General features: G+C 42.0%; 10 protein-coding genes. 1 reads left to right on the top strand and 9 read right to left on the bottom strand.

Annotation, left to right across the window (positions count from 1 at the left end):
- Positions 1–35: 35 nt before the first annotated feature.
- The 5 genes from ACO03U_RS02335 to ACO03U_RS02315 form a co-directional block, all read right to left on the bottom strand.
- The gene (locus ACO03U_RS02335) at positions 36–1,124 is read right to left on the bottom strand and encodes a sensor histidine kinase (RefSeq protein ID WP_161868464.1); all 1,089 of its coding nucleotides are present in this window, start codon (positions 1,122–1,124) and stop codon (positions 36–38) included.
- Positions 1,121–1,846: a cell wall-active antibiotics response protein LiaF gene (liaF, locus tag ACO03U_RS02330; RefSeq protein WP_204685177.1), complete on the bottom strand. Its 726-nt coding sequence runs from the start codon at positions 1,844–1,846 to the stop codon at positions 1,121–1,123. Before liaF ends, ACO03U_RS02335 begins: the two co-directional genes overlap by 4 nt.
- 273 nt (positions 1,847–2,119) lie before the next feature.
- Positions 2,120–2,599 (bottom strand): transcription elongation factor GreA, encoded by a 480-nt coding sequence (greA, locus tag ACO03U_RS02325; protein WP_161868462.1) that lies wholly within the window; start codon positions 2,597–2,599, stop codon positions 2,120–2,122.
- A gap of 280 nt (positions 2,600–2,879) precedes the next feature.
- Positions 2,880–4,304: an endolytic transglycosylase MltG gene (mltG, locus tag ACO03U_RS02320; RefSeq protein WP_204685328.1), complete on the bottom strand. Its 1,425-nt coding sequence runs from the start codon at positions 4,302–4,304 to the stop codon at positions 2,880–2,882.
- A gap of 199 nt (positions 4,305–4,503) precedes the next feature.
- Positions 4,504–6,954, bottom strand: a complete 2,451-nt coding sequence (locus ACO03U_RS02315; protein WP_204685175.1) for a GH25 family lysozyme — start codon at positions 6,952–6,954, stop codon at positions 4,504–4,506.
- A 288-nt stretch (positions 6,955–7,242) separates the two neighbouring features.
- Here ACO03U_RS02315 and ACO03U_RS02310 point away from each other — a divergent pair, with 288 nt between their 5' ends.
- A complete protein-coding gene (locus tag ACO03U_RS02310) occupies positions 7,243–10,023 on the top strand; it encodes a L,D-transpeptidase family protein (protein WP_204685174.1) in 2,781 nt (926 codons plus the stop codon).
- A gap of 61 nt (positions 10,024–10,084) precedes the next feature.
- On the opposite strand, the gene ACO03U_RS02305 is transcribed toward ACO03U_RS02310, so the two are convergent.
- The 4 genes from ACO03U_RS02305 to ACO03U_RS02290 all read right to left on the bottom strand — a co-directional run bounded on the left by ACO03U_RS02305 (position 10,085) and on the right by ACO03U_RS02290 (position 16,419).
- Entirely contained in the window at positions 10,085–11,353 is a 1,269-nt protein-coding gene (locus tag ACO03U_RS02305; protein ID WP_204685168.1) for a glycosyltransferase family 4 protein, read from the bottom strand.
- Positions 11,353–14,343, bottom strand: a complete 2,991-nt coding sequence (locus tag ACO03U_RS02300; protein ID WP_204685167.1) for a rhamnan synthesis F family protein — start codon at positions 14,341–14,343, stop codon at positions 11,353–11,355. Before ACO03U_RS02300 ends, ACO03U_RS02305 begins: the two co-directional genes overlap by 1 nt.
- A gap of 67 nt (positions 14,344–14,410) precedes the next feature.
- On the bottom strand, positions 14,411–15,625 hold the full coding sequence (locus ACO03U_RS02295) for an ABC transporter ATP-binding protein (RefSeq protein ID WP_423104387.1): 1,215 nt from the start codon (positions 15,623–15,625) through the stop codon (positions 14,411–14,413).
- On the bottom strand, positions 15,622–16,419 hold the full coding sequence (locus ACO03U_RS02290; protein WP_161868457.1) for an ABC transporter permease: 798 nt from the start codon (positions 16,417–16,419) through the stop codon (positions 15,622–15,624). The genes ACO03U_RS02295 and ACO03U_RS02290 overlap by 4 nt, the downstream gene beginning before the upstream one ends.
- Positions 16,420–16,494: the final 75 nt, after the last annotated feature.

The following is a 16,494-nucleotide window of genomic DNA, read 5'->3' as shown; positions in this document are numbered from 1 at the left end:
GTTTCATATACCAAATCTTAACAAGTAAAATCGCCTTAGTTTCCATCATCAAAGGCATTAGGCTGGTTAACCACTGGTACTTTGATTTCAATACTGGTACCTTGCCCTTTAAAACTAATAATCTTCAACGTACCACCAATGCCAGCAATTCGTTCGCGAATATTCATCAAGCCGTAGCTACCGGCCTTTTGTTGGCTAGTATCAAATCCTACCCCATCATCAATCACTCGCAATAACACATTTTGATCGATTTTATGGAGGTAAACCTCCAACTCTTTAGCTTTGGCATGACGTAACGTATTGGACAATAACTCTTGAACCACCCGAAACAATTGGTCTTCAATCCCCGTGGGTAGGGAAACATCTTCTGCGTCCCATTTCAAATCGATTTTAATTTTTGACTGTAGTTCTTTTAGTAACTGCTCGATCCCTTGGCGTAAACTCTTGCCTTCCAAACTAATTGGTCGTAAATGCAACAACAACGCCCGCATTTCGGATTGTGACGCATTGATAATATCCGTTACCATAGCCAACTGTTTTTGTTGGGTTTCAGGAAGATGGTCTTTTTTAGCCTTTTCATTGATGGCCGATAACATCATCATCGCAGCAAATAACTGTTGGGATACAGAGTCATGGAGTTCACGAGCCAAACGATGACGTTCGACTTCCAAAATTTCTTCTTTCGTTTGACCATCTACCAATTGCGGGCGACTATTAAGCAACTGCAATTCGCCAGACATTTCCTGCATTTTACGGGCGCATTCCCGAATATCTTTATCGATGGTTTCTACATAATGGTTTTCTTTGGAATGAGGTATCTCCTCTTGAATCAAGGGGCTTTCATAATTGCCAGCTGCTAAAAGACGCAGCTTTTCTTCAATATCACCGTAAATCCTCTTACGAAACAATAAAATAAGCAAATAAGCTAAAAATCCGAAACCAGTCGCTATGACCAAAATATAGAAAAGCAACGGGATAAAAAAGACCCGCGTCTCCACTAACACTTTCCACCAATGGGCAATGTGATAAGCATGGAGAAAGGAAAACAAGACTAAAATCAAAGTCAGAAAAGTCGTGATGCCCACATAAAAAGCCAGCATCCCTTTGGAAACTCGAGCGATCATACGCGAATCACCTCGACATCCCCTAACAAGGTATTCGTGATTAATTTGATTCGACGTTGATTCTCATCATAGTCTTCACTAAACATTTTGACAGATTCATTCCGCAATGTCGCCTGTTGGCCCTCGAAGACCAAATCACCGGCAAACGTGGCATGTTCAATCATAATACCGACACCGGAAGGCACCAATACCCGCGTACGCCCAAAGCCTTTTCGTAAAACCACGACATTATCCCGTTTGGGCAAAATAGTATTGCCCAAGTCGATGATGGTATCACCAGAAACCATATTAATATTGATATCATCCCATTCATACACCTGGTTGCCAATACGTTCATTCCCAAACAGGGGTTGTTTCACTTTGGTCCCACTATGGGCATCCGGTTCCTGGGCATCCACCATCACCATTTTTTTCTTGTTCCAAAAAGCATTTTTTGAAGGGTCAATCCCGGAGACTTCCACTCCCTTTAACCCAACAAAGATGATGCCAAAGACTAACATAATCCACAGCGCGGGACTGGAAACGAGACTTATGAAGATACATAAGCCTCCCACTACAAACCAAAAACTGCTTTTCCCCTTGTTTTTCTTTAAGCCTAAGTAAATACACAAAGCCCCAAACAGTAGCAAGATCAAAAGCTGAGGGCTCGTGATAATTTGCCAGACTGCATAGAGTAATAATAAAGCCTCCACGATGAAAAAGAAGCGCCAAGGACTTTTCATAAAGGCCACCTCCAAAACTTGATACGAAGCAGAAAGTCATCTCTTCGTTTGAATCTAAGACACAGATTTCTATTTCTATCATAACTGAAAAAAGCCAAATTACTATCAGACTTAAGAATGAAATTACCTAAAAAGTAAAGCATCAAGGCAACTTTTCTTTCATAAGTCCTGATTTGTTTGCTTTTAAAGCTTAAAAATAGGATTCACCCTATAAGTCCCTAAATAACCAAGGACTTATTAGTTTGAATCCTAAATAGCTAGCTCTAGAAATGACTAGTTTTGTTCAACTTTGACAATTTTCACTTGCATGTCGCCACCAGGAGTAGCAATCGTTACTTCATCTCCCACCCGTTTGCCAATTAAAGCTTGGGCGATTGGAGAATCATTGGAAATTTTTCCTGAAAAAGGATCTGATTCTGCACTACCAACGATGGTGTACTCTTCTTCTTCCTCATCAGGCAATTCTTTGAAAGTCACTGTTTTACCGATGGAAACTTCATCAGCATCGACCCCATCATTATCAATGATTTGAGCAAAACGAATCATATTTTCTAAAGTGGTGATCCGCCCTTCAACAAAGGCTTGTTCGTCTTTTGCTGATTCGTACTCGGAGTTTTCAGAAAGATCGCCGAAGCCACGAGCAATCTTAATCCGCTCGATGATTTCACCACGTTTGACAGTTTTTAATTCTTCTAGTTCCTGCTCCAGTTTTTCTTTTCCGGCTGCAGTCATTGGATATACTTTTTCTACCATTGTTCAAAATCTCCTTCAATATTGATCCGCTTCCTGCTATTTTCGGCACCCTTTCGAAAAAGGTTGTATCAAACAATTGATTTTGTCTAGGAAATAGCCAATAGCAAAGCGTACTTAATCATTGTTCATTGATTAGATGCGCAAAAGGTAATCTTTTGCGCTAGTTTCCGACACCACCAAGACATCTCTAACCGCTTCTTAGTGATTGCGTTCTCATGTCGGAAATAACACTCAAAAGATTACCATGCTTTATCATAAATGTAAATTACTTTTGGAACTTTTATTCTCCCTCAGACTCGCTGTTCTCGTCACCTGTACCATTAACATATTGATCCACCAATGCTTGGTGTTCTTCAAAGGTTTCCGCATAGTAGACCTGTCCTGTCTTCAGATCAGCAACAAAGTAATAGTAGTTGTTGGCTTGCGGGTTCAGTACGGCCTTGATAGCTTGTTCACTTGGGTTATCAAATGGTCCTGGCCCATAGCCTTGATTGACGTAAAGGTTATAAGGAGAATCCACTTGGGTATCTTCTAATGTAACCAGTTCTTTGTGGGTATCCAACGCGTAAAGAATCGAAATATCCGATTGCAATGGCATCGGGGCAGCCAAGCGATTAAAGAAGACTTGAGCAATCTTACGACGATCATTTTCGTTATTTCCTTCTTTTTCAACTAAGGAAGCCAATGTCAAGACTTCTTGGACACTTAAGGATTTGTCTTTAATTTCTTGGTAGTAGGGCGTCATCACAGCATCTGATTTTGCGACCATCTGAGTGACAAACGCTTTTAGATCCGTCCCTTTATAGAAATCATAAGTGGCTGGGAAGAGATACCCTTCCAAACGATAGCGAACCCCTTCTGCTTTTGAAGCAGACTCCAATAGATTCGGATATTCCTTCAGCAAATCGTTAAAGAAGTCCTCATCTTTCATCAAATCAAGGAACTCTTCTTTCTTGATTTTCAGATTTTTCTCGATGGCATCGCCAATCTGATCGATAGTGTAACCTTCAGGAATCGTCAACTTGACATCGGCTGTTCCTGTCCCAGTCCCTCCCTGTAGGACTTTACTGATTTCATCTAGCGTCATGCTTGGGGAGAAATTATAGTTTCCTGCTTGAAATCCTGTCAAATTGTTAAACTTCGTATAGTAGTTAAAAATCATGCCGCTTTTGATGATATTCTCTTTTTCTAGAATTTCCCCAATGGTTTTATTGGAGGAACCACTAGGAATTTCCACTGCTATTTTCGCGCTTTTTCCGGTATCCAAGGGTTTCAACCCTGAAGAAATATAGCGGTAAACTGAGAAGCCTAAAATCCCCCCGACAAACAATAGGGTGATCACCACAATCGTCACGATTTTATTGACTACCCGATTTTCTTTCTCACGAGATTTTTTTCTCATATATTCTTCCTGCTTTTTTTCATTTTTAGGCCCATTACTTGTTCGTTGCACCGGTGTTGTAGCCTTTGCCGTTTGTGCTTTTGCAGCACTTTTCGGCGAGCTTTTTGTTTTGGCTGCAGCCGTCTTTTTCTGTGGGCTTGTCGCTTGCGATTTTACTTGCTTCGCGGTACTCGATTGAGCTTGTCTGCGGGTCCCCACCGTGGTTTGGGATTGCTTAGAAGCTCCTTCACGCCTTGGGGTAGCTGTCGCAGGTTTGCTTTCCGAAGAGGTCGGTCTATTCTCAGGATTATTCAAAGATTTCATAATCTTCTCTTTGAAAGACTCCTCTTCTGGATGTTGTTTTGACAAAACAACTCCTCCTAACTTCTGTATACTGGCTTGTACCATTATACACGAAAGTCAGAAGGAGTAAAAGTCAGATTTCGATTTCGTAAGTTTTCTGAAAACCTAAGAAGGTGTTTTTTTGACACTTTCGCCGTTTATTGTTGTGGGACGTTAGCAATTACACAAGCTTTCCTGCTCGCGCATTGATATACCCCACCCATTTGCCATGGTTATCGTACAAGGAATAGTAGGTACTTCCATTGATATGTTTGTATTGGCCTTTAGCATAGTAAGTTTTCTTATAAAGCCCTCTCGAAGAATATCGCTTCACCCAGTTAAAACTACTCCATATATTGTAGTTTTTACTAGTAATTTTGAAGTTACGACCAAATTTGATATAGGCACCTTGATCTTTAGCTTTTTTAGTACCAGCTTTTTCAATATATCCGAGCCATTTATTAGTAATTGGATCATATAGAGAATAGTAAGTTTTGCCATTGTAATGCTGGTATTTACCTGTGACTTTCACAGTCTTGCCTTTATATTGGCTAGCTTTATGTTTAATGGTTTTAGTAAAATCCTTACCATAAATATTCTTGGTACCAGTTACTTTAATATTTTGCTTGAAGCTTGACCACTTCCCACCAGGACTAGTTGTCTGATACCCACCATTGGCATTTATATAGCCAATCCATGTACCATTGTGATCATATAGAGAATAATAGGTACTTCCATTCAGGTGTCTATACAAGCCTTTTGCCTTATACGTTTTACCTAAAACGCTAGAAGTAGCAATTTTTTTCTTCCAACTAAAACTTGACCAAATTGTGTTATTTTTGCCGGTAATGGTCACATAATGGCCGTACTTACGATACGGTCCTTGATCACCAACTAATTTCACGCCAACTTTTTCAATGTAGCCCAACCAAACTTTACCATCAATATCATACACCGAGTAGTATGTTTTACCATTAAAATGATGGTATTGTCCCGTTACTAATAATTTCTGATTTTTAAATTTACTTGCTTTATTTCGGATAGCATCAGTAAAACTAGTATTATATAAATCTTTGGTTCCAGTAAGTTTCACATATTTTTTATAACTACTCCATTTTCCTCCGGCACTGTCAGTTAACGTACCTGCCGAAGAAGGAATATAACCAACCCATTGATTTTTATTATCGTAAAGACTTAGGTAGGTTATTCCATTAATGTGTTTGTATTTGCCTTTAGCATAGTAAACTTTATTCAAGTGATCATTACTATTACTTTTAACTTTCCAATTAAAACTACTATATATTTTTTGGTTCTTCTTTGTAATGGTAAAGTACTTCTTCAGGCTGATGTACTTTCCTTGGGGGCCGTATGGTTGCGTTACTTTTTTGGCATAATCAGAGGACATATCAAAAGGAAAGCTGATACCTGGGAAATAAACTTGTGAGGTCCATTGCCAAGCACCGTAACTGGTATTGCGTTGTTCTTTGACAGTTGGTACGGGGTATTCGGCAATCCAACAATTTTGATAACCCAATTGTGAAGGGCTTAGTTTACCTGCGTTGACCCACCAACGACCGATATAATGTTGGCCATTTTTGTAACCGAGGCGTTTTAGCTCGTTGACAAAAGCCAAAGAGTTTGCGTTGTGGTTGGTATTGGTATCATATAAATATTGATCTTCAATGTCGTTGAACATGATTGCATCGGAACCTAGGTTTAACTCATCCGCATATTTCGCAAAGTATTGGGCTTCCGCTTTAGCTTTGGCAGTGGAAGTAAACCAACTATAGTGATAAGCATGTACCACTAAACCAGCCGCCTTGGCATTGTTGATTTGACTTTTTGCATAAGGGTTTCGATACGTCGTAAATTCTGTTAGTTTCACAACGACCGCTTTTACCCCATATTTTTTCAAGGTCTTATACTGAGCTACACTGATATTGCCATTGTGGGAAGAAATATCCACAAAGTCCATGGTCGGCGTATTACTATTAGAATCTGGATAAATATTGGTCATCCGGCTAGTCGCAGCTTGTGCTTGAATCGCTACAACATCATCGGCTTTTACTCCAGGTGCCGCGGCTCGAGCCTTTGTTTCGGTTGTTTTTCCAGTGATTGGATTACTTTCCAAGTCTGAACGCTGACGCAAGTAAGGAAAGACATCGCTGGCAGCCATGACTTCTTGAGTCAAACTTGCCGTCAAGGCAGCAACCTGGGATGCTGATGACTGAGTTTCAGCTTGCGGTTCACTGGTTGTAGTTGTTTCTGTAGCAGTAGATTCAGAGCTTACCGCCTCAGTACTTTCAGAGAAAATGGTACTTGACGTCTCCGTAGCGTTGGTTTCAATACTACTCGATGAAGCTATTGTATCAGTAGTACTCGTCTCACTACTTGCGATAGTTTCAGTCGTGCTAGCTACCGTTTTTTCCTGACTGCTACTGCTTTCTGATGTCTCAGATTGATTGACACTACTTTGAGTCACGGAGTTTTCTGTTGTCAAAGTCGATTGAATCAGGCTTGCCGATGCATCAGATGTCTCAGCAGTGTCTTCTTGTGCCAAGGCATTGACTGGCATAGCGCTCACCACCAGTGATGCGCACAGCAACAACCCCATTTTTTTCAGTTGTTTCATTCGTTAATCCCCACTTTTATTTTTTCTCATCTTATTATACATGATTTATTATCATATTCAAAATATTGATTCAAAAAACTTTTTTGCTTTTTTGAAGAAAAAGCCCCTTTTTTCGAAAAATACAATTGTCATCTCCTTCTAAAAAATCTACATTTGCTGGTTACATCAACTTTTTAGCCTCTTACTTCAGTGATAAAAATCCCTTGAATAAAAATTCCTTTTAATCGTCAAACGTCTAGAACTAATGTTATAATTCTAATTGAAAATACAGAAAAGAAGGAGAAGCCTATGAAAAAGTTGTCTTGGAAAAAGAATCTTAGCTTAATCGCCGCCGTCGTTGCTTTGGTTACCGCACCGATGGCACAAGCTGCTGAAACTGTGGGGAGTGTTTCAAAAGCGACTGATATGACTAGCACCACTCTTCTTGATACTGAGGAATCATCAGGAACTCAAACCGATTCCCAGCCTAGTTCTGACAAAACTAGCAGTGAAACGACTGAAGTCTCAGTAACCGAATCAGAGATAAGTAGCGCTTCGGAAACTTCCAGTGAAACCAGTAGCCCCCCGGAACAAACTTCCACGACTACTGAAGTCTCAGAAACAACCACTAGTGAAAGTTCCACTGATGAGACCAGTGAATCCGTCACTGAAAGTACTGAAGATACCACCTCTTCAAGTACGCCATCACTGTCCACGCACGCTCCTGCCCCACCAGCAAAAAAACAAGTGGCTCCTTTAGCTAATAGGATTACTGTTGACCATACCACAACCTTACAGCAGTACGGAAATCTTGACGGCCAACAAATATGCTATCAGTTGACAGATCAAACAACACTGACAACAACAGCTACGACCATCAGTGGCTTTGTAGAGGTAACACAAAAGCTTGAAACATCAGCGGGGCTCTTTTATCAAATAAAACAAGGCACCATCACGAGCTATGTAAAAAGTAGCGGACTAACGATTAGCGCCACTTTTACCAAAGCCAACAAAACATTATATTACACGATAACAAATAATAAAAGCACCTATTTTAAAAACGAAGCGCTAACAAACACCCTTTCAGCTAGCAAAATGCTTGGAAATACTTATAAAATTACTGGTGAACTTAAAACAACCGCTGGTAAAGTCTACTATCACTTAGTTGACAATAACAACCGACAATTGGGTTATGTCCTGAAAAATACTAGTAATACCTCGACAAAACCGATTGGCTTAAAGCAAGCTGCCAATGGCTACCTAGCCAACCTTAAAAAAGGACAAAATTTCTTTGCCACCACCGATTTGACCACCACCAAAGGCAAAAGTGATGCCTACGCTGGTGAAACTCTGAAAATCATTAGTAAATACAAACATCTCAATGGCAAAACCTATTATCAGTTACAAAACGCCGCTAAAAAAGACCTTGGCTTACTGGTGAGTACCGCTGGAACATTTACCAAAAACCCCCAAGGAATCAAACAAAACTATAAAAAATACGTTTCCATCACCAAAAATAACTACAGTATCTGGAAAGACTTTGCTTGGCGCAACAAAGTCCCAACAAAAAATTATTACCACCAAACGCTAGTCACTGATGGCAAATATGAACATTTTAATGGTGGGACTTACTATTCCCTTCGCACAAATTCTGGATCTTGGGTTGGCTACCTTAACGCAAGCGCAGTCACCGTTGCTAAGAATCAGGGAGGCATTTGGTACAAAGAAGCCCTCTATGCCAATAAAAAAGGCGGCAGCTACACCCTGTGGGGCAATCTCACCTTTACGAGTAAAAAAGGGACCAGCAACAGTTTCAAAACTAAAACGGTGCAAATCAAAGGTAAATACCGCCACTTTAATGGCTCGGTGTACTATTCCCTCTATTCCGGTGGCAAATGGCTTGGCTACATCAATGAAAAGGGTGTTGCCACCACAAAAAACCGCCAAGGAACTTACCAAAAATTCAATAAATATGTCACCATCAACAAGCAAAACTATCCAACTTGGACCAGCTTTACCTTCAATAAAAAGTCGACTAGCTCACCAAAAGCCCAGTACACGTATCTCGCCAAGGGCGCCTACTACCACATAAACGGAAGTACTTACTACAGTTTGTACAATTCCGCAGGCAAATGGTTGGGGTATATGAATGCACAGGGTGCGACGGTGGCAAAAAATGCTGGCGGGATTTGGCAAAAAGCCAACCTCACACGGAAGATTAGTAAGAAGAACTACAGCATTTGGCGTGATCTTTCTTTTAAACAAGTCAAAACCACTACAACAAAACTTTACCAAAAACAATATCGAGTAACCGGCCAGTACCGGCATTTCAACGGTAGGCTTTATTACTCCCTTTATTCTGGCAATACTTGGATCGGTTATGTGAATGCGACCGCTACTAGCTCGCCTTATACCATCTACTCCACCGTCAATACCAATCTTTACCAAATCGTCAACTCCAACAGTGGGTATTTCTACAGCAAGGCTGATCCCGGAAGCACTAAAAAAGGACCAAAGTCTTACATCTACAAAAAAATGGTGCGAGTAACGAAAATTGCTAAAACCTCAGATGGGACTTACTACTATGCTACTTTACCTGGATCTGGTACTGGATTAGGCTGGATTAAAGCTAATCAAACATACAGTGTTCAAGATAGCTATTACTTGTATGCCACCGGTGGGAACTTCCCTTCCCTAAATGTCAGCAATTTGAACATCAAAGTATCGATTAGCAAACAGCGGGTCTATATTCGCTCAGGTTCTAAAAATATTTATACAATGCTGTGTTCCACTGGCTTACCTGGATCCCCGACGCCAACTGGCAACTTCCGCATCCAAGCAGAAAAAGGGGCTTGGTTCTGGGGTCCTAGTGGTGGTGCAGCCTACTATCGCTCCTTCCATGGTCATGGTGTCTATCTCTTCCACACCGTTTGTACGACTGGACCAGGTCGGATTGGTTCTTACTACCATCCAGAAGCCATGAAACTTGGCTATCGGGCATCCCACGGCTGTATCCGTCTGGCAGTAGCCGATGCCATCTGGTTTTATAACAATATGCCGTACAACACACCGGTCAGCATTGTTAATTAACCCCTTCATCAATAAGAAAAAGCGAAGTAGCAAATGACACGCTACTTCGCCTTTTTTAAGTTTAAGAGTCGCTGTTGCCAAAACGGCGTTTTAACCACGCTTCGCCACGATTTGAAAATTGCCGCACCCGCTTTTCCGTACGGGTCAGGCGACTTTTTTCTTCATTTAGTGATAGTACCGTTGCCAAGTGACGCAACGGTTTTGGTTGATAAGGTAAGTCTGTTTGCAAAACCTCAAGAATTGCTCCATAGGCGATTGCCGGTTGATATTTTTCTCTGGCGCTTTTCGCTTGTTTTTTCGCTAACGTGACTGCTTGAGGAAAGTCTGCTAGCACCGCTGTTAACTGCTTCTGCAAAGCAGCAATATCACCACTAGGATAAAGATGGCCCCCACCAAAGTGATCATAGGCTGACAAATGTCCTGGGTTATCTGAGAAGATTACAGGAATGCCTTTTAGCAAGGCTTCAGCATACACCAAGCCAAATGTTTCCATAGCGGAAGGTAGTACACAAAGGTCTTGATCTTTGACTTCAACCCAGGGATCAGCCTTGCCTCCAGTAAACGAGACATCCTTTAAATGGTGACTGCGAATAAACGCATCCACCTTTTTTTTATACTCATCATCCCAAGCACCAATGAAAACTAGTGGTGGCCGGGGTTCAGACAACCGGTGATAAGCTTCTAAAAGTTCCAACTGATTTTTGCGGGGGGTTAACCGCCCGACTGAGACGATTCGACGTTGCTGACCTTTTTGCGGTGTCGTGGCACTAACTTCGGTATAAGGAATGAAAGAGCGAACCACTTTACTTGGCAGCTGTTGTTGTAAATCAGTCGTTAACTGTCCTTTCACAGCAAAGACAGCTTCACTATTTTCCGCGACAAAATCTAATTTGTCCAAATAATAAGCAAACTCATTTTCGGGAAACTCATGAATCAGCCAAAAATGGGGCAAGCCTTCGCAAGCTGCCGCCACCGCTCCTTGAAACATATTGACGGTATTGGTGATAAGTAAATCAACTTTTTCGGATACCAACAACTGCCTGATCTGAGCGATGTTGTCGCGATAGCTAGCAGCTCGTTCCCCTGCTGTGCCATAAGTCAAACCCGGCGCTTCTTCCCACCACCACTTGTTTCGCGGCAGAAAAAAGACGGGCACATCAATTGTCGCAAATTGTTCCCGATAGCTCTTTTCCAGATGAGGAAACGAAGCAGGTGCGACATTGATCACTTGATAGCCTTCTGCCTTAAGGACTTTCATCAAGTAAAAAATAGAAATTTCCGCTCCGTTGTCAAAGGTCCCTGTTGGAGAAAGAAAAGCAATTTTTTTCACTATTTTTCCTCCCTTTCTGTGGCAAAGGCCGCTTTGACAAAAGCTGTCAACTCATCGGTATGACCAGTTGTCACACAGTCTGCCGTGACCTTTTTATAAGCCGCTTCAGCAATTTGTTGCCGCTTTTCTGGATTAGTGATAAGCTCTCGCAAGCTGGCTTCCCACTGATCGTCACTGACTAAAATCCCCGTTACCCCATCAAAAACCATTTCCTCAAAAGCTCCTAAGCGACTAGCACAGGTAGGCACCTTAACCAAGGCCGCTTCTAACCACTTAATTTCCGATTTGGCTTGATTAAAGACCGTGTTGGTTAAAGGTGCCAAGTTAATATCCACTTGGCTAATCAAGGCGGGCAACTGCTCCCACTGAACATAATCGTGGGTCACAATCCGGTCATGGAAAGGTTGCAATTCTGGTGGCAATTCTAGATAACCAACAATATGAAGTTCGACTGTTGGAATTTCCCCCATCAATTTCACCAAGGCTGGTTTCACCAATTCAAAGTTTTCATTGTGGGTGATGGAGCCAGAAAAATAACCAATCCGTACTTTTTCATCCTGAGCAGGATACTGATGTTGCACGCCTTCACTGAGGGTCACCAACTCAGCTGAGGCCAAGTTGCGATTCATCAAGACTGGGGTGCGGTAATGGCTCAACTCTGTCTGCAAACGCGCTGTCGTGGTGATAGCCCCGTCACATAGAGCAAGCATCTCACCGTAACTTCTAACATTTTCATCATAATCCGCCTTCGCGCTTGGAGACAGCCCTTTCGTATAGGCCAATTGGTCAGTGTATTTTGGATCGATCACCAAATCATCAATATCATACAAGACCCTGCGACCAAAGTGATGGGCCACTGAAACCAATTCTGTTAACAGCGGAGTGATGCTACAGCGATAGATAATAATCACCTGAGCCTGCTGGGCATCTGACAAACGAAATTGGGACTGATCCACAACTTTCACCGGATAGCCCAAGGAACGCAGCTGTTGGGCTTTATTTAACACCCGATAGCGCGTGCACTGAGGAATCCGGTTTTCGACTCCATCGATGATCAGCACTTCCCGTCGTTGGTCCTTCTTTTTGATAACTGCTTGCACTTCTTCAATTACTGTCATCGGAAATGTTGTTTCTTCTTTGATATAACGTAGCAATGCTGGAATTTCTGATTTGCGTTTAAGACCTTGCCACAAAAACTTATCATCAGAATCATTAGTAAAGGCACTGAATTTCACCAAAGGAATGCCTTTTTTCACCATGGTCAAAGGATGAATATACATGGCACTATCCCTATTGTGATCTAACAAAGCAGCTGATTTAAATCCTAAATCGGTAAAATGGCGGGTGAAGACCGTCTCATGATAACCAATCGCTTTTTCTCGTGAATCAGTGTCGGTCAATTGTTGCCAATACTGCCAAAAGCTATCACTTTGGAGCAAGCTTTTTTCGATCACCAAAAAGTAGGACTGTAAATGTAAGGGAATGTAGCCATAAGGATTGACCCCAGTAATATCAGGTTGCTCTTCACCATAGGAGATCCCCCAGAAATCCAACCGTTTTGCTGCCATTTTTTTTAAAGTCTTTTCAAAGTCTGCAAAAGGACCGATATTGGTATCATTCACCAAGAGCAATTGGTCCCAAGCTTCCAAGCGCTCCCGTCCCAGTTTCAAAAGACCCGCTCGAAATGCTGCTGTGTCGTAGCCGCTATTTTCCCGACAAAAAACTTCACCATAGTTTTCAAGTTCCTGAATATCAGCCGAATCCAACCGACCGTTGACGACGATTAAAACTTCCTGGCACAAAGGAGCCAAGCTAGCGAGAAAAAGCTTTTTATAAGTTTGTAAGGCAGGTTGGTCCTCGTAAATCACATAGATCAATTGCCGTTTCGGATTGAGATAGTTATTTTCTTTTCGTTGGAGCCAGCGATACGGACGGTAGAGATAACGCGTCGGTGCTGGCAGTTTTTTAAGCGTCCGTTTTCCTTTAGCCAGAATCCGTTTCACCAACGGCTTAGCTAACCGGGGATTGCGTACTAACCTGACCCCACCTTTAAGCGGTCGGATTAGGCCGTTACCCAATCGATAGGAACGGGAATGAAGCAATTCTTCTTTTTCTCGTTGTAAAATTGCCACTTCACTAGTCAGACGACGCATTCGCGCTTGGTAGTCTTCCGGACCATTTTCTAACACTTGAATATAATTCGTTAGTTTGGCCAAATGGTCAGTCAAATCCCCTAAGCGATCTTCCAAAATCATCGTGTTGGTTGCTATCGCCTGAAATACTTCGTCTGAATAACGAGATACATGTTTTGCTAAAATATAGAAGTAAACGTCATAAAAAGCCGCCCGCTGGGTATGATTATCCCGCCGCGAGGTCGAATCCGCCAAGATGCGATAATTTAACCGGACGTCTTCTGCATAACTGGCTACCATCTGCTGGTTTAAGATCAGATTTAACAAGAAATCCCAATCCTCTAAAAACTTACGATTTAAGGCCAAATCATACCGGGCCTCACCAATTTTGCTTCGCCGTAACAACGAGCAATTGTCGATATAATTATTTTCCAACAAAGCGGTCAATTGAAAGGGACGACTCTTGACATAAGGTTGATTTTCAGTAAAATCCCAAAGATCCCCATAGACGATGTCGGCTTGGTGCTCTTGGGCATGGTTGACCATTTTTTCGATATAATCAGTTGGTAGATAGTTGTCACTATCGACAAATAACACAAAATCTCCGCTAGCTGCCTCCAACCCACGATTACGTGTGACGCAGACACCAGCATTTTCTTGACGCAAAAACGCTGTATCAGAAAAAGGCGATCCGCCAAGAACTTCTTGGATGATCGCCGCAGAGGTATCCTGTGAGCCATCGTCAATTACCGTCAAGGCAATGTTCGAGTAGCTTTGTTGAAAGATGCTCAGCAAGCATTGTTTGATATAACGCTCATGATTGTAACAAGTCACAATGACAGAAACAGTTGGTTCCATAGACTCCCTCTTTAGCTGTTAATAATTTTTTGGGACACTCCTGGTTAAGCGTCAAAAAGACCGATTGCTATTGTTGTACTTTCCAGGTACCATTGGCAGTCAAGACGCCGGTTGCGGCATCCCGTCGACTCTCATTTAAGTCTTCCTCCGGTGATAAGATGATCACCGGTGAATTGTCCGGACGATTGAAGGCTAACGGCCGATGCTCCAAGTCTCGCACCGAGACGATCAAGGCCAATTTACACTGGTTGATATGATCCAGACGGCACCGATACCGCATGACCTTATGACCCACTCCTTTTGTAGCTTGATCAAGGGAGTTGTCGTTATACATCCACATGTTACGATCAATATCAGTCAGGGAAAAGGCAATATAAGTACCTAGATCTTCATTTACATCATAACTGATTTCAAATTCGACAGTCCGATCAGTTGCCCCTAAGATTTCCGGGGTACCCATCGTGATTTGGACATTTTCAATGGCTTGGGTTTTCCGGTCGGTTTCTTTTTCAGTCTCCGCTAATACCTGAGCACCGGAGTTCATGACATTGTCCAAGGAATACTGGTTAGCCACTTCATCAGGTGTGCCCAAGACTTTCACGAGGCCGTTATCAATCATCACGGCACGATTGCAGTATTTCCGGACAGCATCCATGGAATGGGTTACCAAAATAATCGTTTTATTGTCTGCCCGCGCCTGCATAAAATAATCATTACACTTGCGCTGGAAGGCTTCATCCCCCACCGCCAACACTTCATCTAAAACCAAAATATCACTCTTGGCTTGGATAGCGACAGAAAAGGCTAAACGCACTTGCATCCCACTAGAATAGTTCTTCAGTTTTTGATTCATAAACGCCGAAAGTTCGGCAAATTCCACGATATCATCGTACATCACGTCGATTTCTTTTTCCGAGAAACCCAACATGGCACCGTTTAAATAAACATTTTCCCGACCGGTTAACTCAGGATTGAAGCCGACACCGAGTTCGATAAACGAGACCAGGCGGCCATCGATGGTCACCGTTCCCGCTTCCGGCCAATAAATTTGGCTAATAATCTTGAGCAACGTGGATTTACCACTACCATTACGGCCGACAATGCCAAAGAAATCCCCTTTATAAACATCAAAGGATATCCCTCGTAGCACTTCTTGTTCCCGATAGCCTTTGATTCCTTTGAAAAAATTGATGATCAAACGCTTCAAGCTGTTGGTGTTCTCAGTGGGAAGTTTAAATGATTTAGTTATATTTTTGATACTGACTGCTGTTTCTTTCATCAGATAATCTCCGCAAATTTTTTGGCATGTTTTTTAAAGTAACGATAGCCCACCACTAAAAAGAGCCATGGCAACAAGTAAGGAATAACTACTAGCCATTTTTGGTCCACTAATTGCCAGATAGTCAAATTGGCAGGGCTGGTTAAGAGGTAACGTAAATCTTGAATGATTTGCGCCATCGGATTGAACAATAACAACTTAGCAATTACTTCGCTTTGGGCTAAGACCATGCTAACCGGATAAATCAATGGTGTGCCGTACATGCCCACTTGGATGATAACTTCCCAAATCGGCCCCAAATCACGGAAACGCACATAAATTGTTGCTAAGATAAAGGCGACTCCGAGAGAAAAAGCATACAACTCAAGCAATAACAATGGAGATAAAATAGCCCATCCAGAGATTTCTACTCCGTTAATCAAGCCAAAGAATAAGACAATCACGAGACTGATTAAAAGATTAATCAAAGCGTTCAAAGAGATTGACACGACGATGATTTCAGTCGGAAAACTCAGCTTGCGAATCAAGTCTCCCCGACTAACAATGGACATCATCCCCAGATTGGTGGTTTCCACAAAAAAATTCCATAAAACCATCCCCAACAACAAGGCGATTGCAAAATGAGGCACATCTGCACCAAAACGCAAGAACTTAATAAAGACGACATACATGACAGCAAATAACATTAACGGCTTTAGGACCGACCAGATATAGCCAATCACGCTTCCTTGGTAGCGAAGTTTAAAATCGGTTCGAACCAATTCTCTTAATAAGATTAGATTTTTTCTTTCAAACATGCTGTTCTCCTGCTCATAATTGAAAAATACACCCTCGCCTAACAACAGTAGTCAGCTGCAAGACGTATTTTTACA

Source organism: Enterococcus diestrammenae (genome assembly GCF_049384045.1).
In the GTDB taxonomy this organism is placed as follows: domain Bacteria; phylum Bacillota; class Bacilli; order Lactobacillales; family Enterococcaceae; genus Enterococcus_C; species Enterococcus_C diestrammenae.
This window is presented reverse-complemented; position numbering and strand designations above follow the sequence as displayed.

Bases quoted from the DNA above. Each gene is read 5' to 3' on its own strand.
- greA (WP_161868462.1), bottom strand. From the start codon at position 2,599: ATGGTAGAAAAAGTATATCCAATGACTGCAGCCGGAAAAGAAAAACTG.
- mltG (WP_204685328.1), bottom strand. From the start codon at position 4,304: ATGAAATCTTTGAATAATCCTGAGAATAGACCGACCTCTTCGGAAAGC.
- ACO03U_RS02300 (WP_204685167.1), bottom strand. From the start codon at position 14,343: ATGGAACCAACTGTTTCTGTCATTGTGACTTGTTACAATCATGAGCGT.
- ACO03U_RS02315 (WP_204685175.1), bottom strand. From the start codon at position 6,954: ATGAAACAACTGAAAAAAATGGGGTTGTTGCTGTGCGCATCACTGGTG.
- ACO03U_RS02310 (WP_204685174.1), top strand. From the start codon at position 7,243: ATGAAAAAGTTGTCTTGGAAAAAGAATCTTAGCTTAATCGCCGCCGTC.
- ACO03U_RS02335 (WP_161868464.1), bottom strand. From the start codon at position 1,124: ATGATCGCTCGAGTTTCCAAAGGGATGCTGGCTTTTTATGTGGGCATC.
- liaF (WP_204685177.1), bottom strand. From the start codon at position 1,846: ATGAAAAGTCCTTGGCGCTTCTTTTTCATCGTGGAGGCTTTATTATTA.
- ACO03U_RS02290 (WP_161868457.1), bottom strand. From the start codon at position 16,419: ATGTTTGAAAGAAAAAATCTAATCTTATTAAGAGAATTGGTTCGAACC.